The sequence below is a fragment of the Paraburkholderia sp. PGU19 genome, assembly GCF_013426915.1.
Lineage (GTDB): Bacteria > Pseudomonadota > Gammaproteobacteria > Burkholderiales > Burkholderiaceae > Paraburkholderia.
The window spans coordinates 302,248-321,643 of sequence record NZ_AP023183.1 but is presented as its reverse complement, the minus strand read 5'-3'; the positions used below and the strand labels follow the sequence as shown (position 1 = coordinate 321,643).

Annotated in this window: 14 protein-coding genes and 1 pseudogene; 6 read left to right on the top strand and 9 right to left on the bottom strand. The window is 61.5% G+C overall.

Going from position 1 to position 19,396, the window contains the following annotated elements; translation table 11 throughout:
• Window positions 1-14: 14 nt before the first annotated feature.
• Entirely contained in the window at window positions 15-1,604 is a 1,590-nt protein-coding gene (locus H1204_RS48440) for an IS66 family transposase (RefSeq protein WP_180736884.1), read from the top strand.
• A 603-nt stretch (window positions 1,605-2,207) separates the two neighbouring features.
• Here H1204_RS48440 and H1204_RS48435 read toward each other — a convergent pair.
• Window positions 2,208-2,474, bottom strand: a complete 267-nt coding sequence (locus tag H1204_RS48435; RefSeq protein ID WP_180729654.1) for a hypothetical protein — start codon at window positions 2,472-2,474, stop codon at window positions 2,208-2,210.
• Between the two features lie 205 nt (window positions 2,475-2,679).
• On the opposite strand from H1204_RS48435, the gene istA reads away from it, so the two are divergent.
• Genes istA through H1204_RS48420 form a run of 3 tightly spaced genes read left to right on the top strand, consistent with a single transcriptional unit; the run spans window position 2,680 to window position 5,151 of the window.
• Window positions 2,680-4,179, top strand: a complete 1,500-nt coding sequence (gene istA, locus H1204_RS48430) for an IS21 family transposase (RefSeq protein ID WP_180736883.1) — start codon at window positions 2,680-2,682, stop codon at window positions 4,177-4,179.
• Complete coding sequence (istB, locus tag H1204_RS48425) at window positions 4,166-4,939, top strand: IS21-like element helper ATPase IstB (RefSeq protein ID WP_180732286.1); 774 nt, start codon at window positions 4,166-4,168, stop codon at window positions 4,937-4,939. Before istA ends, istB begins: the two co-directional genes overlap by 14 nt.
• On the top strand, window positions 4,936-5,151 hold the full coding sequence (locus H1204_RS48420; protein ID WP_180729656.1) for a hypothetical protein: 216 nt from the start codon (window positions 4,936-4,938) through the stop codon (window positions 5,149-5,151). The genes istB and H1204_RS48420 overlap by 4 nt, the downstream gene beginning before the upstream one ends.
• 552 nt (window positions 5,152-5,703) lie before the next feature.
• Here the strand turns inward: H1204_RS48420 and H1204_RS48415 are convergent.
• The 3 genes from H1204_RS48415 to H1204_RS48405 form a co-directional block, all read right to left on the bottom strand.
• Window positions 5,704-6,009 carry a hypothetical protein gene (locus H1204_RS48415; protein WP_180736882.1) on the bottom strand — a complete coding sequence of 102 codons (306 nt, stop codon included), beginning with the start codon at window positions 6,007-6,009 and terminating at the stop codon, window positions 5,704-5,706.
• Window positions 6,010-6,256: 247 nt separating this feature from the next.
• On the bottom strand, window positions 6,257-7,633 hold the full coding sequence (locus H1204_RS48410; RefSeq protein ID WP_180736881.1) for a phage integrase N-terminal domain-containing protein: 1,377 nt from the start codon (window positions 7,631-7,633) through the stop codon (window positions 6,257-6,259).
• Between the two features lie 511 nt (window positions 7,634-8,144).
• Complete coding sequence (locus H1204_RS48405; protein WP_180736739.1) at window positions 8,145-9,242, bottom strand: IS5 family transposase; 1,098 nt, start codon at window positions 9,240-9,242, stop codon at window positions 8,145-8,147.
• 1,831 nt (window positions 9,243-11,073) lie between these two features.
• On the opposite strand from H1204_RS48405, the gene H1204_RS48400 reads away from it, so the two are divergent.
• Both H1204_RS48400 and H1204_RS48395 read left to right on the top strand, forming a co-directional pair.
• The gene (locus H1204_RS48400) at window positions 11,074-11,757 is read left to right on the top strand and encodes a protein-L-isoaspartate(D-aspartate) O-methyltransferase (protein WP_243469226.1); all 684 of its coding nucleotides are present in this window, start codon (window positions 11,074-11,076) and stop codon (window positions 11,755-11,757) included.
• Window positions 11,758-11,856: 99 nt separating this feature from the next.
• Entirely contained in the window at window positions 11,857-14,361 is a 2,505-nt protein-coding gene (locus tag H1204_RS48395) for an SAM-dependent methyltransferase (protein WP_180736880.1), read from the top strand.
• Window positions 14,362-14,429: 68 nt separating this feature from the next.
• Here the strand turns inward: H1204_RS48395 and H1204_RS48390 are convergent, their stop codons facing one another.
• The 5 genes and pseudogenes from H1204_RS48390 to H1204_RS48370 form a co-directional block, all read right to left on the bottom strand.
• The gene (locus tag H1204_RS48390; protein WP_180736879.1) at window positions 14,430-14,993 is read right to left on the bottom strand and encodes a M28 family peptidase; all 564 of its coding nucleotides are present in this window, start codon (window positions 14,991-14,993) and stop codon (window positions 14,430-14,432) included.
• Window positions 14,994-15,960: 967 nt separating this feature from the next.
• A complete protein-coding gene (locus tag H1204_RS48385) occupies window positions 15,961-16,299 on the bottom strand; it encodes a DUF4148 domain-containing protein (RefSeq protein ID WP_180736878.1) in 339 nt (112 codons plus the stop codon).
• A 951-nt stretch (window positions 16,300-17,250) separates the two neighbouring features.
• Window positions 17,251-18,231: a D-erythronate dehydrogenase gene (denD, locus tag H1204_RS48380; protein ID WP_180736877.1), complete on the bottom strand. Its 981-nt coding sequence runs from the start codon at window positions 18,229-18,231 to the stop codon at window positions 17,251-17,253.
• A gap of 97 nt (window positions 18,232-18,328) precedes the next feature.
• A pseudogene (locus tag H1204_RS48375) lies at window positions 18,329-18,654 on the bottom strand (TIM barrel protein); the annotation flags it as partial.
• Window positions 18,655-18,805: 151 nt separating this feature from the next.
• Window positions 18,806-19,258 carry a hypothetical protein gene (locus H1204_RS48370; RefSeq protein WP_180736876.1) on the bottom strand — a complete coding sequence of 151 codons (453 nt, stop codon included), beginning with the start codon at window positions 19,256-19,258 and terminating at the stop codon, window positions 18,806-18,808.
• Window positions 19,259-19,396 lie beyond the last annotated feature (138 nt).

Below are 19,396 nucleotides of genomic sequence, written 5' to 3'. Positions count from 1 at the left end.
CGTAAACTGTCGCGATGGATCTCACCGATACCGATCTGCCCGACGACATCGATGCCCTGAAGGCGCTTGTGCTCGCGCATGCGGCGACAGCTCATGCAAACGCGCAGCGGGTCGCCGAATTGCAGGACCAGCTCAGTTCCCGCGTAATCGAGATTGAACATCTGAAGCTGACGATTGCGAAGCTGCGCCGCATGCAGTTCGGTCGCAAGTCTGACAAGCTGGAGCGTCAGATCGAGCAGCTTGAGCTGCGACTTGAGGACCTGCAGACCGACGAAGGTGCGGCTGCCCAGGCTGACGCAAAGAAGGCGCAGCAACGCCGCGAGAGTGGCAGTCGCAAACCGCTTCCTGATCACCTCGAACGTGAAGAGCGCGTGCATCTGCCCACCGGGGAGCACTGCCCGGGTTGCGGCGGCACACTCAAACCGCTGGGCGAAGACGTATCCGAGCAGCTCGAATACGTGCGCGCACACTTCCGCGTCATCCGCCATCGTCGCCCGAAGTTAGCCTGTTCGTGCTGCGACTGTATCGTGCAGGCCGCAGCGCCGAGCCGTCCGATCGATCGTGGCCTTCCGGGTCCGGCACTGCTCGCACACATCGCGACATCGAAGTTCGCGTACCACATCCCGTTCTACCGGCAGTCTGTCATGTACGCACGCGACGGCGTCGAGATCGAAGCGGGCACCATGGGTCACTGGCTGGGCAGTCTGACCTGGCTACTCAACCCGCTGGTCGAAGCGGTGCGCCGCCACGCACTTGGCGGCACGAAGGTTCACGCCGACGACACGCCGCTACCGGTGCTCGCACCAGGCAATGGGAAGACGAAGACCGGCCGTCTCTGGGTGTATGTGCGCGATGACCGGTCAAGTGGTTCGACCGAAGCGCCGGCCGTCTGGTTTGCCTACACACCGGATCGTCGCGGCGAACATCCGCAGCAACACCTTGCCAACTTCACTGGCGTACTGCAGGCAGACGCGTTTGCTGGCTATGCCGAGCTATATGTGGGCGGCCAGATTCGCGAAGCTGCATGCATGGCCCATGCACGCCGAAAGCTGCACGACCTGCACGCTGTTCGGCCATCGCCGATCACCAGCGACGCACTCGAGCGCATCGACGCCCTCTATCGCATCGAAGAGCACATTCGTGGCAAGCCGCCTGAAGAGCGACGCCGCGTTCGCCAGGAGAAGGCGGTGCCGCTGCTTGATAACATGAAGCGGTGGTTCGAGGCGACGCTTCTCACACTCTCCGCGAAATCAGACACCACCAAGGCGATCCAGTATTCGTTGAATCGCTGGCCTGCGCTGGTCTACTACTGCAGCGATGGTCAGGCCGAGATTGACAATCTGATTGCTGAGCGCGCATTGCGCGGCGTGGCAATCGGAAGACGGAATTTTTTATTTGCCGGAGCAGACTCAGGCGGCGAACGTGCTGCTGCGATGTACAGCCTGATCGGTACTGCGCGCCTGAATGGCATCGATCCCGAAGCCTACCTGCATTACGTCATCGAACGCATCGCCGATCACCCAGCGAACCGGATCGACGAACTGCTACCCTGGAAAGTCGCCCCTCTTCTGCCCGCCGAATCACACATCGATCCTATTCGCTAGCAGCCGATCCTCTCGCGCGTCAACTTCATCCGCAACGGTACTGTTCGACTTCTTACAACAAGCTTTCAGATCAACCAGTTGAAAATCCATCAAGTTACAAAAGCGTGTGATGCCGCTCAGCTGGGCCTTGCTACAAGCGGCTTCTTACGCCGTTACCGCCAGAAAATGAGAGGACGAATACCCCTATAGGACGCGACGGACGTCGGGGGTTTTCACGAGAGCAAGGCCAGGTGTGAACGCCGGTCTAAATCCGACACTAAACGACGGCGTTTCGGAATTGAGCCGTTAGACGACCTATTCTCGTTGAGCAGTGTGTGGGGAACACGTACAGCAGGGTATCGATGACGCTTTGTGCGTCGTAAGGAGCCCGTAGGGCGAGTGCAGACGCGCAAAGCGCGTTGAGGATGACGGCGGGGAGCGGTTGCGGTAGAAAGGCGCAGCGCCGAAGAAACCACTGGCGCGACACCGGTAAACCGCCAAGTTCACCCCGGAGTCGCGCCACACAAGTCGCAATGCAAAGCCACGGGGCTTAACAGAGGAGCGCGTGCAGCCGCAGTATTCCACGGCTCGTGCGCCCCTGTCTATCGCATTGTCTTCGGCGTTCTACGGGGATCGCCGATGACCGAAGGCAATGCCGGTGGCATGCTGCCCACGGGCCGTTTCTTCCTGTGCGCCCGCTGCCGCACGCAGGTGTTCATTTGCCGCCGATGTGATCGAGGCCAGATCTATTGCGCCGGCGGCTGTGCGCAAGCAGCCCGGCGCGCCAGCTTGCGCGAAGCGGCTCAACGTTACCAGCGCTCTCGCCGCGGGCGTCTTGCCCATGCGCAGCGCGCCCGTCGCTATCGGGCGCAACGCAATAAAGTGACGCATCACGGTTCACCTGCGACGGCGCCCAGTGCTCTACTGCCAGCGGACTCGATGCACGCCGCTGGCACTCATCGTCGCGTCACAACCTCGGTACCGGCGACGAAGCATTGCCACCTATGCGGCTGTGCCTGTTCGCCGTTCGTGCGCCTTGGCCCGTTGCGCCGTCGAGCTCCTCATTGCATCTACCGATTCCGAGGAGGCTCTGACGGTGACGATTGACGCTGAACTCGAAGCCCATATCCTGCGGCTCTACCACGTCGAGAAGTGGCGCTGCGGCACGATCGCGCAGCAACTGCACGTGCATCGCGGGACTGTCAAACGTGTGCTCGCACAGGCTGGCCTACCGCGCCACGGTCCGGCGCCGCGCTCTTCGATGATCGAGCCGTACCTGCCGTTCATTCGCCAGACGCTCGAGAAGTACCCAACGCTTACCGCCAGCCGCCTGTACGGCATGGTGCGCGAGCGCGGCTATCAAGGTGGCCCCACGCACTTCCGGCATCTGATCTCGCTGCATCGGCCACGCCCGGCTGCCGAAGCGTATCTGCGGTTGCGCACCTTGCCCGGCGAACAGATGCAATGCGACTGGGGGCACTTCGGCCACCTGCAAATTGGCCGCGCGCGCCGGCCCTTGATGGCCTTCGTGATGGTGCTCTCGTACTCGCGCGACCTGTATCTGCGCTTCTTCCTCGACGCGCGCATGGAGAACTTCCTGCGCGGTCATATCGGCGCCTTCACCCGCTGGGGCGGGCTCGGCAGGGTCATCCTCTACGATAACCTCAAGAGCGCCGTGCTCGAACGCCAGGGGGACGCCATTCGTTTCCACCCGACGCTGCTCGCCTTCGCCGCGCACTATCGCTTCGAACCGAGACCGGTGGCGATTGCGCGCGGCAACGAGAAGGGCCGCGTCGAGCGTGCAATTCGTCATGTCCGCGACGCGTTCTTCGCGGCCAGGCAGTTCACCGATCTGGACGATCTGAATGCGCAAGCCGAGCACTGGTGCCGCACGCAGGCAGCCGATCGCCCGTGCCCGGAGGATCGAGCGATCAGTGTGCGCCAGGCGTTTGCCCAGGAGCAGCCGATGCTGCTTGCGCTACCGAAGAACCCGTATCCTGTTGAGGAAACGCTCGCCGTCAAGGTCGGGAAGACGCCCTATGTACGCTTCGATCTAAACGACTACTCGATCCCGCACACGCACGTGCGGCGCACGCTCACGGTACGCGCCGATCTCGAGCAGGTACGCGTGCTGGACGGTGCCGATGTCATTGCGCGTCACGATCGCAGCTACGACCGCGGCGCGCAAATCGAAGAGCCGGTTCACATCGAGACACTCGTCGGCGTCAAACGCGAGGCTCGCCATCATCGTGGCATGGATCGCCTGGCCAGGGCCGCCCCCGCCAGTCAGGATCTGCTGCGCGGCGCGGCCGAACGCGGTGCGAACCTGGGCACCATCACGGCAGCGCTGCTGCGCATGCTCGATCGCTACGGCGCCGCGCAATTGCAGGCCGCGATCGGCGATGCGCTCGAAAGCGGTGTGCCCCACCCGAATGCCGTGCGCCTGGCGCTGGAGCGCCGTCGCGAAGCGCGTCAATTACCCCCGCCGCTGGCCGTGTGCCTACCGCCGCACGTGCGCCAGAAGGACGCGCCGGTTCAACCCCACCGGCTCGATACCTACGATCAACTTGCTGGAGGTCCCGATGAGCTCGCTTGAATCATTACGTATGCGTGCGCAGGAATTACGTTTGCACGGGCTGCTTGCCCACTGGCCCGAGGTTGCGCATGAACCGTGGGTCGCGCCGCTGGTGCAGTGGGAGGAAGACGAACGGGCGCGCCGATCACTCGAGCGGCGCATCAAGGATGCGCATCTGGGTGGCTTCAAGGCGTTGTGCGACTTCGACTGGAGTTGGCCGTCGCGGTGTGATCGCGGCGCCATCGAAGATCTGATGACACTCGGGTTCCTGAAGGACGCCGCGAACGTCGTGCTCATCGGCCCAAACGGCGTGGGCAAGTCGACACTGGCGAAGAACGTCGCGCATCAGGCACTCGTGCATGGACACACGGTGCTGTTCACCACCGCCGGCAATATGCTGGGCGAACTCGCTGCGCTCGATAGCGATTCAACGCTGCGCCGGCGCCTGCATCGCTATGCTGCGCCCGACGTCCTTGTAATCGACGAGGTCGGCTACCTCTCGTACTCGAATCGCCACGCCGATCTGCTGTTCGAGCTGATCAGCCGGAGATACCAGAACAACAGCACCATCGTTACATCGAATCGACCGTTTGCCGAATGGCACGAGGTGTTCCCGAACGCCGCCTGTGTCGTGTCGCTCGTCGATCGCCTCGTGCATCACGCCGAGGTCATCCCGATCGAAGGCGAATCGTATCGCTTGAAGGAAGCGCGTGAACGGGCCGACAAACGCGCCCGCCAGCGCAGTCCCGGTAAATCCGCCAAAGGAGGCGAGTCCTCATGAAAGCCCCGCCGCTGCCTTCCGGCCGCACCCGCGGCTTAAGCTTCATCGTCCCCGCGGACTGGACGCCCGAACAGGCGCTCGCCGTGTTTGAACTGCTCGACGACCTGCGTGAAGTGATCTGCGCACGCTATCTGTCCGACATGCAGCAGGTCCTGCGCCAAGATCGCCGGCAACGCGAGCCGCCGTTCAACGAGCACGACCCGCCGTTCTGATCAACGCTGCGCATACAACGAAAGGGGCCCGCGCGGCCCCTTTGTACTTGAGTGAACCGCTCAGCCTTGCGCCGTCGTTTAGCGTCGCTTTTACACCGGCGCTAACACCAGGTCACAAGTGCGACCACTCATGCGCAGCGCACACGCTAACCGGATCAGGGATGCGAATTTCGGTTCCGATGCGGCGAATGGTGTGAATGGTGCTTCGTGTGATGCCGATCGCGCGAAGTGGCACCCCCGCTTTGCGGCGCGCCTTGGCCTTCGCCGAAGTAATACGTCTGTGAGGTTTGAGCGTGACCGACACCGGACAGTGACAATGCCATCAGCAACAGGTATTTCGAAAGTTTCATGCGCGCTCCTTTTCAATAGGAGCGTGAGGATACCGCAATGCTCGATGTCGCAATGGATCTGCGTTTCGCGTCGAAGGGCGCGCGGACACGGCGCATGCCTCGAGCGCCGTTTCGGATCGAATGCACACGTGTCCAAATCAACACAAGGCACCGGAAAAGCGATGGACCCGCGCATTTCTGAACTATTGAACATGCGACCGGATCAGGGATGCGAATACTGACTCTGATGTGGCGAATGGTGTTTCGGGGGATGCCGATAGTGCTGCCTGTGTTTGGACTTCGATTTTGAGCTTGCCTTTGCTTGCGGCTTTGCCTTCTGCTGCGCTTGTGGAGGCGGTTCGCCTGGAGGCAGTGGTTGTATCAGTTCGGCTCCAGGAAGTGGCGGCGGCGAAGAGGCGCGCCCGTGTTGCGGCGGGGTCTGGCCATCGCCGAAATACGTCTTCGAGGATTGCGCGTGACAACCGGACAGCGACAACGCGATCAGCAACAGGCATTTCGAAAGCGTCATGCGTGCTCCTTTTCGCGCGTCAGGAAAACGCAATGCGCAGTTGCGTCGACGTGGCAATGGATCTGCGTTTCATGTTGAAGGACACGCGGACACGACGCACGCCACGAGCGCCGTTTCGGGCCGAAAATACAAGAGTGCAATCAGGGGTAGTCATCCTTTTCGTGAATCTGACGGTAGCAGCGCGCAAAGTTGCTTGCATCAAAGGTGCTGCGTGTCGGCGACCGCCGAAGAAACGATGATCGGACGACTACCCCGAATGGCAAACGCAGCCGACGCTCATCTCATCGTATGGGCGGCTCCTTACACCACCTTTACGCTTCACCGGCTCGGCCTTCGCTTTTTCACTGATGGCTTTTGCCGCAAACCTGCCGACACCTGGTACCGGAGGTTTCGAAGGGTCCGGGCGAACGCGCCCTGCCGGCATCGTGCGGTAATAGGAAGTCGCGAGGTCCAAAAATCCCTTCGGAGGTTCGCACGCGGCAGCCAGCCGCTCCTCCAGGCTGATCGCAGTGCCAACGGGCGGTCGCTGCGATGCGTTGTCAGCGACGCCCCCCGGTGTGCCACTTCCACTTCCTTCCACCTGCTCCGAACTGGCTGCTTGTGGCTCAGCCTTGTCCGGAGTGCCGTAGTAACTATCCCGCGTAATCCGGGCGCGGCTGTGTCCGAGATTTTCGCTGACCTGTTTCTCCAGAATTTCGAGGTCTTCGCGCGGCATCTGGTTAGCCTTTCCACCAAGAGACGCCGGGACTGGGACGAAACCGCGAAGGAGCGCGCAGTTTTCCGCATATTCCGCACGCCCACCATGGCCCGTCACGAAGACATCTTTTCTGCAAATGCCGAGCTTTTTCATGTACTCCTTGTATCGCTCAAGGCTGTATTCCAAAGTCGCATTTTCACCGCGCCGCGTTTTCTGCCACCCAAGATGGGCGCGTTTGGAAATGCGCGATTTCGCATAGTCAAGAGCCCACACCTGAAACGGGAACTCGAGTCGGATCAGCCGCTGCCGCCCGCCCTTGGTGCCGTCTCGCTCATACATCATGAACGCGTTCTGTCCCAGCGGCCGGAGGTCGTTGATCCACGGGCGAATGCTGATCGTCTCCTTGCGCCGGTAGCCGAACGCGAATTGCATCGCAAGGATGATTCCGAAGCGCTCATCCAGCGCAAATGCCTCCTGGAGCTTCTGCTCGACATCAATCCCATTTGCGCTCCACGACTTCGACCTATTTCCGGTTGCGGCCATGTTACGGCGCTCAATGCGATCGGCGGGCGCGTCGGGAAGATATTCCTTGAGCGAGCGCACAATCCCTTTCTTCCCCATCCACCCGAAAAACTTCCGGAGCACGGAAAGGTCGTTGTTCATCGTCGACGCCGCTTTGCCTTCTTCGTACCAGTACCGCACCAGCACCTGCACATGCCGGTCGGTCAGCTTTTGCGGGATCTTGATCTTGTGGTTGAGCTTGTTGTGCCACGTATCAAACGCGCAGAAGATGACCGTCGTGTTGTGTTCCACCGTACGATGGGCTGCCACACGTCCATTGACGCGCCGATAAACGTTGGCCTTCAGAATTGCCTCTACCCGCGAGCGCCAGCCATCTGGCTCATCTCCGAACGCAGCGTCGTCCACCTCTGGTCCGGGAACCCGACTCCTCGACTTATACCGAGACATTCTCTCCCCCACAATGTGAAATGTCGCCCCTGTGCCTTGGGTTCAGGACACCGGATGACCGGTTCGCGTGGATACGCCGCGCACCTATGCGTTGAAGCTCGTTCCTCTTATCCGATCTCGCGGTCGGTCTGAGTTCGGTACGCCTGTAGTGCGCACCCGGGAGGAAGCAACTCCCGCATATCACAATGTGAAAAGGTCGGTCTGTCGTAAAAATGTGCATTCCGGCGGTAGCCTGACCTCTCAAAACTCCGCTCACGCCTCGCCCTTACGGTCACGAGGTTACCTGGTACTCGACCAGGCGCCGGCCCCTTTAACAGGTTGCTGAAGTACCCATCAGTGAAAGCAGCACCCCTCCGCTTACGCAGCTTCTGTTTCAAGCTTTTTCGCATTGCGAAATTTCAGCGCGGATTCAACATCATTTTCGATGACCTGAGGCCAATTTCTGGGCTCGTTTCTGCCATTTCCGCCACTACGGGCGGACTTGTCCCAGTGAACGCATGCGCACGAGGTTGTAGGCCGCCATGTTCAACACGAACATCTGGTCCACCTTCTTCAAGCCACGCACCATGACCTGGCGCATACGTCCCACGGTCTTGGCCCATCCGAAACCTTGTTCGATCAACTTGCGTTTTTGCTGCGAAATGGCGTAGCCCACGCTTGAGGCAATCGTATCGGGCACCGCGGAACGCCGGCCCGAAGTGTTTTGTGCAACGTGCGGTGTAACCTTCATCGCCTGGCAGGCCTCGATAAATTCCTGTGCGTCGTAACCCTTGTCCGCACCCAGCGTGATTTCCACGTCGGGGTCTTCTGCCACTTGCCTTGCATCGTTGATCATGATCTTGGCTGCCTCGCGTTCAGCGTGCCCGTCAGCACTGGTCACGCGCGCGTTGACTACCAGGCCGTGCCGATTATCGGTCAGCGTATGGCCCATGTACCGCAATTCGCTGGCCGTCTTGCCTTTGCGATAAAGACGCGCATCGGAATCGGTCTTCGACTGGTGCGTCTCGTTGCTGCGCTTGCTACCCTTGAAGTCACCCGCACTGCCACCGTCGTTGTCCTGATCGTCACCCTCCTTGCGCACGAAGCTTTTGTGCCCCGCCCACGCCTGGATCAGCGTGCCGTCCACGCTGAAATGCTCACCCGAGAGCAGGTCATTCTTCTCAGCGATGTTCACCACCTCGTTGAAGAATTCGATCACTGCGTCGTGCTTGATTAACCGCTCGCGGTTCTTCGTGAAGACCGTGGGCACCCACACCACATCATCCATTGCCAGGCCAATGAACCAGCGAAACAAGAGGTTGTATTGCACCTGCTCCATGAGCTGGCGCTCCGAGCGGATGCTGTAAAGCACCTGAATGAGCATGGCTCGCAGCAATTTCTCCGGCGCGATGCTCGGCCGCCCGCCCTTTATGTCGGCTTCGTACATCCCGGCAAACAGTCGATCCATCTTCGCGAGCGCTTTGTTCGCCATGACGCGGATCGCACGCAGCGGATGCGAGGCCGGAACGAAGTCGTCCAGCTTGCGAAAAGAAAACAAACTCTCGGTAAACGTGTCAGCGCCGCGCATGATCTCCAAGGGGGCGGGTAAGGTCCTCATATCAACGCATCTACGGCCCGCCGCGATGACGCGCGTCGGCGGTATTTCAGCAACCTGTTAAAGGGGAGCCAATCCTGCGCGCTTCCATTCCTCGCGAGAGGAACGGTCGGAGATAGCGCACGTATCTCCAGTGTTTGATCTTCCCTGCCATGGCTGGCGGGCAAGGCACCCCCACTCACCCCGACGCTTTCGCGACCAGTGAATAGTCCGTCCGCCATCGAACGGTTACGCCTACGGTTCTTGCGAATCTGCCACGTTTTCCCCAACGCGTATGTCGTACGACGGTTGAGTCAAACATCCCGCTCGGCCGCACTCGTCAAGGGTTTGCGCCTTGCCTCTGTGTGGATATGTCGGGGATTCGCTATGGGCTGAAAAAAACGCCCGTGAGGGCGTCGACTGTCGAAAAATTAGTTCGCGCGGATAGCTCCGCGGAATCTTTGATGGGTGTTCCGTGCGAGTACGGAACGTACGACTGCCGCTTAACCGCGGCGCGGTGTAATTCTTTGTCGCTCTCGGGTTCGACACCTCGAAGCAGCGCTGGCTCGAAGTAGAGCATAGTCGCCCGCTCTTCGCAAGTCCTGCTGACGCCCACGCCAGCGGCTGATTAGCAGCCCTAGTTCTTTCGTAGTTCGTAAAGGAGTCAAAGCAAAGTTCACAACCGGTTCGCACCTCGATCGCGCTAGTCCGAAAGTGGTTCCCGCAAAGTTCATAAATGGTTCGCGCGAAGTTCACACGCGGTACGCACCTAGTTCGCAGCGAGTTCGCACACGGTACGCATCTAGTTCGCAAAGTAGTTCGCACATAGTACTCATCTAGTACGTAAGGAGTTCTCACGTGGTACGCAGATAGTTCGCAAGGAGTTCGCACTTGGTACGCACTTGGTACGCCCCTAGTTCGCAAGGAGTTCGCAAATGTGGCACGAAATGGCAGCGCTTTTGATACCGGGAATGCGACCGCCACAGGTCAAACTTCAGCGGGTGGAAGCCCCCGGCCCGCCCAGCAATCCATCGCGCGGTTTCGCGTAGTCAACTGTTCGCGTCCAATGTCTTGGCGTACGTTGTCATTGTCAGTCTCACGGTGAGACGAAATCACACCGTGCCCTCGTTGATTTAGAAGAGAAAAAGTCGTCCGGGTTTGCACGACTTCCGACTTTTGCTGATAAATCCGATTCAAGTACGGGTCAGCGCAACGGCGTGCCGAACGCCCATTCGAAAAAAACCAGCCCTTTCGCTAAATTCCGCACAAATTGATCCGTTAGTGGCTGCATGCGCCCGAGCCCTACCCTTCCGGCGCGAAGACTTGCTTTCATTTCGCTTGTATTTGCTTCCTGCCGGCGACCTAACGGCTTTTATGTCAAGCGGCCTCATCCGACTCGCCGCGCCCTCCCTCCCCGACGCCGCCTGGTACGCCCGCTGATCAGGGCTTTGCCGCCGTTCGCGCCGTCGTAGCCACGAATGTCAGGTACCGTTGCGAGTGAACGAGTACTTGCGACCCGGAACAGACTTACGCGATTGCAAGAGATCAAAGACCGCTCTCAACGGCTCTTCGGTCATTCGGGTTTATATTTGCTTGGCACGTGCCGCAAAGCAAGACCGGTCGCGCCGCCCGGCCGCTCTGCGGCAGCGATACAGCGACGGGCTCGGGGGTGCGCCTGACACGCGGCGGGCGGTCGGATGCGCCCTGCCCGACCTCGCATGCGCGGGCTTAGAATTGAAGCGGGTCAGGCAACAGGGACCGCACGGTGAAACCAGTCATGCTGCGCTGGCTGCGCACCCTGATTCCAGCAATCGCATTGGTGTGGATGTCTTCTGGCGTTCACGCGGCCGACGATTTTGCGCCCCTTCGCGCGAAAATGATCAAGGACATCGCGGAGCTCACGACCGAAACCTTCGCCGAAACCGGCAGACCCGCCATCGATTCGCGCGTGCTCGCCGCGATGGACCGGGTGCCTCGCCACCAGTTCGTTCCGCCTGGCGAGGAGCGCAACGCCTACGAGAACCGGCCGCTTCCCATCGGCTACGGCCAGACCATTTCGCAGCCGTACATTGTCGCGATGATGACCGACCTGATGATGATCAAGCCCACTGACGTCGTGCTGGAGGTCGGCACTGGCTCAGGGTATCAGGCGGCGATCCTCTCGACACTCGCGCGAGAGGTTTATACGATTGAAATCATCGAGCCTTTGGGCAAGGCGGCACAGGAGCGTCTGCGGCGGCTCGCGTACAAGAAGGTGGAAACCACAGTGGGAGACGGCTATTACGGGTGGGAAGCCCACGCGCCCTACGATGCCATCATCGTCACCGCCGCCGCGAGCCATGTCCCTCCTCCCCTCGTGCGGCAGTTGAAGCCGGGCGGCAGGATTGTCATTCCGGTAGGCGCGCAGTTTCTGACGCAGTATCTGCTGCTGATCACGAAGGCGAACGACGGCACGGTCTCCACGCGGCAGATTCTGCCCGTCAGCTTCGTGCCGCTCGCCGGGCACTGATTCTGCGCGGGAATCAGGCGACGCGACGGGACAGCGCGAACCCGCAACAGTATGGGCTGAGCGCGCCCCGTCCCGCATCCCCTTCAGGTACACATAATCATGCCCGCCGTGCCGTTGTTCGCCCTATCCCTGCTTTCGGCCGCAACGCTTGGCTACGAGATTCTGTTGATGCGGCTCTTTTCGATCATTCAATGGCATCACTTCGCGTACATGATGATCAGCGTCGCACTGCTGGGTTACGGAGCGGCCGGTGCGGTGGTCGCGCTCGCGCAGCGCTGGCTCGTGACCCGGTTCGCAACCGTGTTCGTCGGCGGCGCGATTCTGTTCGGCGTTTTCTCGGTTGCCTCGTTCACTTTCGCTCAGCGTGTCGCGTTCAACCCGCTGGAGATTCTGTGGGACCCGCGCGAACCCTTGCGCCTGCTCCTGATCTATCTGCTGCTCTTCGTTCCGTTCTTTTGCGCCGCGACCAGCGTCTGTCTCACGTTCACACGGTTCAACGATCAGATTCCCCGCATTTACAGTTTCGACATTGGCGGAGCGGGCTTGGGCAGCCTCGCGATCATTGGCGCGCTATTCGCGCTCCGTCCGCTGGATGCGCTACGGTTACTGGGCGCTGCGGGCATCACGGCAGCGGCGCTGGCATGTGCCGAATGCCGCTGGCACCGGTGGTGGTTGCCGGCCCTCTTGCTCGGCGCCGCGGCCGTGTTGGCCGCCGGCCTGCCGCGCGACTGGCTCGCCTTGCGGCCGTCGGAGTACAAAGAATTGAGCCAGACCCTGCACATCAAGGACGCGCACGTGGTCGCGGAAAGCTCGAGCCCGCTGGGTCTCGTCACGGTGGTGGAGAGCCCTTTGATCCCCTTCCGCCATGCGCCCGGGCTGAGCCTCAACGCGACGATGGAGCCGCCGCATCAACTCGGCGTGTTTACCGACGGCGACGGACTGTCCGCGCTCAATCGCTATGACGGACGACGCGAACCGCTCGGTTACCTCGACTATCTGACCTCCGCGCTGCCTTATCACCTGCTGCGACGACCCCAGGTCCTCGTGCTTGGCAGCGGCGCGGGGTCAGACGTATTGCAGGCGCTGTACCACGAAGCGAGCGCAATCGACGCGGTGGAACTGAATCCGCAGATAGTCGACGTCGTGCAGCGCCGCTTCGCCGACTTTTCCGGAAAGCCTTACAGCGCACCCCACGTTCGCGTCTTCACCGGCGAAGCGCGTGGCTTCGTTGCCGCGCGCGACGAGCGCTACGACCTCATTCAGGTCGCGCTGCTGGATTCGTTCAGCGCCTCCTCGGCCGGCCTTTACGCACTTTCCGAGAGCTACCTGTACACGGTGCAGGCGTTTCAGGACTATCTGCGCCATCTCAACCCGGGCGGCATGCTGGCGATCACGCGCTGGGTCACGCTGCCCCCGCGCGATGTCCTGAAGCTGTTTGCGACGGGCGTGCTGGCGATGGAGAACACCGGCGTGACGCAACCGGCTCGCCGGCTCGTGCTGATACGAGGCTGGAAAACCGCGACGCTGCTGGTCAAGAACGGTGATTTCGATGACGCGGACATCGCCGCGCTGGGCCGCTTCTGCCGTGCCCGCTCGTTCGACGTCGGATACTACCCGGGGATGCAGGCCGCCGAAGCAAATCGCTACAACGTGCTTGAAAGGCCCTACTTCTTCGATGCTGCGCGCGCTCTGCTGAGCCCCGGGCGAGACACGTTCTTTGCACGCTACAAGTTCGACGTCCGTCCTGCCACGGACGACCGGCCGTACTTCTTTCACTTCTTCAAATGGCGGTCGCTGCCCGAATTTATCGCGTTGAAGGGGCGAGGCGGCTTGCCCTTGCTGGAATGGGGCTATCCGGTACTGATCGCGACGCTGTTTCAGGCCACGTTGACGGCCATGGCATTGATCCTCTTTCCTCTCTGGGTGCTGACGCGCCGCAAACGCACGGCTCATGGTTCGCCTCTCTTAATTGCTGCTTCCCGCAGTAAAACCACGCCTTCGCCTGCGGCGATATCCGGACGTAGAGTCGCGATCTATTTCGTCGCGATCGGCTTCGCCTTCATGTTCATCGAAATCGCGTTCATCCAGAAGTTCGTCCTGCTCCTGAGTCACCCGCTCTACGCTGTCGCCGTCGTGCTATGCGCGTTCCTTTCGTTCGCGGGACTTGGAAGCCGGTACACACAGCGCCTGCAGGGCCGCGAGGCGCCCTTCGCCAGCCACGCACCGCGGTCGGGCAGGAACACGAATCGCTCGTCGGTCGCGGCGACGGCGATCGTTACGATCGCCGCCATCTCGTTCTTCTACCTGCTCGTGCTTCCCGCTCTGTTCCCGTTGCTGATCCCGCTATCCGATCCGGCCAGGATCGTGATCGCCGTGCTGCTCGTCGCGCCACTCGCGTTTGCGATGGGTATGCCCTTTCCACTGGGACTCAGCCGCGTTGCTGCCGGCGCCGACACGCTCGTGCCGTGGGCTTGGGGCGTCAACGCGTGCACTTCCGTGGTGGCCGCGGTTCTGGCGACGGTACTAGCCATTCATCTGGGCTTTACCGCAGTGGTCGTGATAGCGGTCCTGCTCTATCTTGCGGCGGCGGCTGCCTACCCTTGAATCTGCATGATCCGGCTTGATTCGGCGCCGTTCCGAACGGACCCGCGTGTTCACGAGCAGGATTGGGCTCACCGCATGCCGGGTCCGGCGGGCGTCGGCGCGAGCGACGCGACGCTCGCTGCGAGGCCGAGCGTCACGGCAGCCATGCGGCCATAGTCGAGCGTCGCTGGGACAGCGTGCGCGGTATGGTAGTGTGGGTTGCGCAGGTACGCGGTGTCCGTGACCATCACAGCCGGATAGCCTTCGCGCCAAAAAGACGAGTGATTGCTCAACGCGACGCCCGGCACCCACCACGGCAACGCCGCGCTTTGCAGCGGAAAATCCGACGAGGCCTGAAACGCATTGGTTAACCATCTGAGTTGCTGCGCCGAGCGAAGGTTGGAAACGAAGCCGATGAAATTGCCACTTGACGGATAGAAGTAACGCAGCAGCGGCGGATACGTCTGGGTGCCCGGCTCGTTCCGATAGTAGCCCAGCATCTCGAGTGACAGCATCAGGCGAATGCGATCCCCGCGCAGACGCGCGGCCCTCGCATATCGCAGACTGCCCATGTCGCCGCGGAAGAAAAACGGCGCTTCCTCATTCACGAACGCGACGCAGCGCATGGTGTGAAGGCCAGGCAAATTCCGCATGCACAACGCAAGTGAACTAGACAGAAACGAGCTTTACCGCCTACTACATGCCGCTTGACGCGCGGCCGACGGCGACACGTGTCGCACCACGAAAAGGACGAATACCCCGAGGTGCACCAGGCACGCGCTTCTGGAAAACCCGATCGCGCGTGCGTGTGGCCTTATTACTGCTGGCGGAACTGGCTCGGTACGTAGTCGTGCACCGGCCATCCGTGTTGTTGCGCGAGTTCGTAGGCGTAACCCTGAGCGAGTGCGTGAGACTCGAAGTCACCCAAACATGCGAGGCCTCGCGAGTCGCCTTGCGGCTTCAGGCGGGCATAGACCGAGAAGAACCGCGGGTTCTCGTTGTCCACGGTGCATATGCGATCTGCCTCGCTGGTATTGCCTGACTCAGTCGGCGGCGCAGTCCCCGATGGCCTGGGCGGCGTACCGGCACCGGACTGCTTCCCACAAACCGTTCTATCCCGATGTCGAAGGCAATCGCGTCGATCGGATTTGCGCCGCGCGATACGAGCGGCGCTAGCGCGGCCGGCCGATTACCGCGGCGACTGCAGTAGCTGCCGCCCTCCGTGCGTCAAGCGCGAGACTTTTGGATTCGTAAATCTGTGCGGCCGCCAAGCCACACGCGGACCAGATACCGGCCGGCGATCCCTCGGCGGTGTTCTGATTTAACCATGTACCGCAAGCCCTGCAGCGATACTGGACGTAACGCGCTATTGGCTTTTGGGGCGTACCAAAAACACCGGTCCCGACACGCAAGAGATCCCTGTGCGGAAGGAGCCCTGAAGGCATCCCGACCAACGTTTGACAAGCAAGGCACGCTTCCATGGTTGCCTCCTGTTCGGCACCCGTCCGGAATATGCCTCCAGTATAGGCCGTGCCGGACAGCTAAGGCCTCACGCTGTCTAGGCGACCCGGGCAACACGCGAACGGGCGCAGTGAAATCCCTGCACCCGGTGCATCACCGCTAGTGGCCGCCGTTGCCGTAGAGCTGATGCATCCGCTCATCCGATGCGGGCTGCGCGGCGGCGCGAGACCCGGTCGACCGGGAGCCAGCCGTCGTACCGCCGTATCCATCGCTGTACTCGGTCATGCCTCGCTGCCCGGCAATACGCCCCTCGGCAGCCTGAACATCCGCTGGATATCGGGGATCTTCAACCTTGGCCGAGTTATAGCCCGCCTGCTCGAGCTGCTGGAGTTCTGCACGGACCTGTGCGCGCGTCGGACCCTGCTGAGTTTGTGAATAGGCTGCGACCGGAACAGCGAGAAGCGTCGCAGCGGCGAGTGCGAAAATCGTCGATTTCATGGTGGAAACTCCTGTTGCTTATCCAGATGTCGCCTCACCCATGCAAGGGCTTTCGCCCGGACCCTCCGCATTACGGCGAATCGCTGCGATACGTCGGGGCTCGTCCCACACTATTAAAATTCGCAAGATCCAGACCGCGGATGTTTCCCATCCCATACCGGCAGAAGGTGGAGCGCCGATTTCGCCGCACGCTATAAGTTAGGTATCCCAATACAAAAGTTGATAATCCCGGTTCATGTCGAAGCGCATAGGATATCGAAGCGACTTTCCGGTTCGCTTGATGCTCGCCCCGCGCGTATCACCATCGCGACGCGCAGCACCTGTCCGCGACAATCTCGGCCACGCCTCCTCGACCACCAGGAGTCTCTACCTTTATTCCGAAGATGATGGGCGGCACAGCGAGACCGTCAAGCGTCATCGGATGTCGTGGGCCGATATAAAATCGGGAACTGACGGTCGCAAGCCGAATCCTGGTGATTCGACAACGGACAATTCAGGGAACGACGGTGCCTGAATGAACGAGGCACTGCGTAGCAGCCATCCATGAAGGATGAGGCCTCGGCACGTGGCCATGCTCAACCCCTCACTACTCGAATCCGGCTCCACCAGCGCCCGCCGTTTGCAGGCTCCCAGCGCTCGACAGGCGCGACGGTCCTGCGTAGCGCTGCCTCTTGCGTCGCCGGAGTCTCGTACACCCAGCCCTGTTGCTTGAATTCCTCGCAACTGACATGGGTAAGTCCCTTAGCGCGCGCCTCGTGACATGCTCTCTGATACAACGCTCGCCGCTGCTGCTCTGCCGCCTGCGCCCGTGCCCGACGCAACTGCTCGGGCGTTATTGTGGTGCGTCGCAGTCCCGCCGCCCGGCGCTTCTCCTCATCTTTCCACCACGGCAAGCCCGTTGGCGACTGGCTTGTCGCGGGCCGGCATGCGGTGTGGTTCGACGCCGGGTTGTCAGACGACGTGCACGTTTTCGTCTTCGATGTAATTGCAGATCACGGCTGTAAACGTATGATCGCCGGAGAGCCCGAGGTGCTCCGCGCGCGACGTGTCCCACCGCGCAGGCCAACTGCCGACGATCGTCTCGACGCGCGGATCCGGTTTCCATTCGATGCGCTCCACGACGCGCTCGCCCGCCACCTCACGTAACGCAGCAATCATCTCGTCCACGCTGACCGAGATACCGGGCAGATTCACCACGCGCTGGTTGCCAAGTGCGGCCGCATCGAGCTCGCAGCCGGCGATCAGGCACTCGATCGCTTTGCGCGGTGACAGCAGCCACAGGCGCGTGCTGCCTGTCACCGGACAGATCGCCTCTTCGCCGTTCAACGGCTCGCGGATGATGCCGCTCGCAAACGACGACGCGGCGGCGTTCGGCTTGCCGGGCCGCACGCTGATCGTCGGCAGCCGCAGCACGCGGCCGCCGACGAACCCGCGCCGCGTATAGTCGTTCAGCAGCAGCTCCGCAATGGCCTTTTGCGTGCCATACGACGATTGCGGATTCAGCGCGGTGTCGTTCTGCACGACGTCGGGCAGATCGCCACCGTACACGGCGACCGAGCTCGTGAATACGACGCGCGGCCGATGCCCACGCTGCCGGCACGTTTCGAGCAACAGTCGCGACGCATCGAGATTGATGCGCATGCCCAGATCGAAATCCGCTTCCGCCTGGCCGCTGACGATCGCGGCGAGATGGAAGATCGCGTCGGTCTTGTCGTCGATCAGTCGCTCGAGCACGCTGCGCTCCGCGATGTCGCCCACTTCCGTGCGCACGCGGCTGTCGCCGAAATCAGCGGGACGCTCGACGTCGAGCAGCACGAGCTCGGTGATCGGCTGACGCTTGCCGTCCGCGCTCTTCAGTGCGCCGCGTGCGAGCAGTGCACGCGCGAGACGCTGGCCGAGAAATCCGGCGCCACCGGTAACCAGTACGTTCATGATGTCCTTCGTTCCGTTCAGACAGAATCAGTCAGACATTGCGGTGCAGGTACGGCTTCACCCAGCCGAGCCCCGCCGACGTTCCCGCGCGCGGCCGTTATTCGCAGCCAGTCCAGCCTTCGTAGCCGAGCGCGTCGATCAGATCGAACAGATACGGATAGTTTAGTTCGCCAATGTCCGACTCGTGCCGCTCGGGCACGCGCGCGATCTGGATGAGGCCGATGCGCGGCATGTCGCGCTTCCGCTTCACCGCGAAATCGCCTTCGACGATTGTGGTAGCAATCGAACTGCACCTGCTTCGGCGCGCCGACCTCCCCGCAGATCGCCTGCGCGTCGTCCTGGCGGCCAGAAAGAAGCCCGGAATGTGCCGCGCGTATTGATCGGCTCGATGACGATCGTGATGCCGTCGGCCTGCGCGGTCTGCACGCGCCAAAGCGGGATACCATTGCTCGAAGCGATCTGCCGGTGACGTTCCTCTCTGAGAGGCGGCGACAGTGTGCGCCACGTCCAGTTCGAAGTTGACAGAATTGATACGTTCTACGGCTCCATAGTCTAGGATCGCCACGCACGACCCCTACCATGCGTAATATGCAGGCCACGGATAGCCGTAGTAATACGCCGGGTAGCCGTAATAAATGGGGTTGGGATAGTACGCGGGCGGCGGCACGGACACGAACGTGCAGTTCTGGCCGGATGACGGCAGGACATTTGGAGTTGTCGCCGCGCCGACGCGGCTGCTCGCCAAAGCCGGTTGCTGACCCTCAGCAGATGCTGCCGCGGCGCTGGTACAGGCGTAGTAGCCACCGGCGCCCGGATAGTAGCTGTATGGGCCATAGTAGACGCACCCCCATAGCGTCAGTGCACCCACCACAGCAATTGGCCGGCGTATGATCTTTGCGCGAAGCATAGCCCCTCCTCGCGTCGTCGATTCGCTGAAGCGTCGCAGTTCGCGGCGCAGGCGTGCATCCATTTTAGGCTGCACGGCGTCACGCGACGACTGGAGCCGGCTCAATTGCAGCAAGGTCATGCGTTCGCCACTCGTGACAGGCGATATGTCGACAGCTGCGGCGCTGGAACTGCCGATGCATGACTTCGAACTGCAGGCGTTGGAGCGCGCGACGCACCCCGCAATGGGTGCGTCGCGCTTTTCCGAGAAAATGTGGGT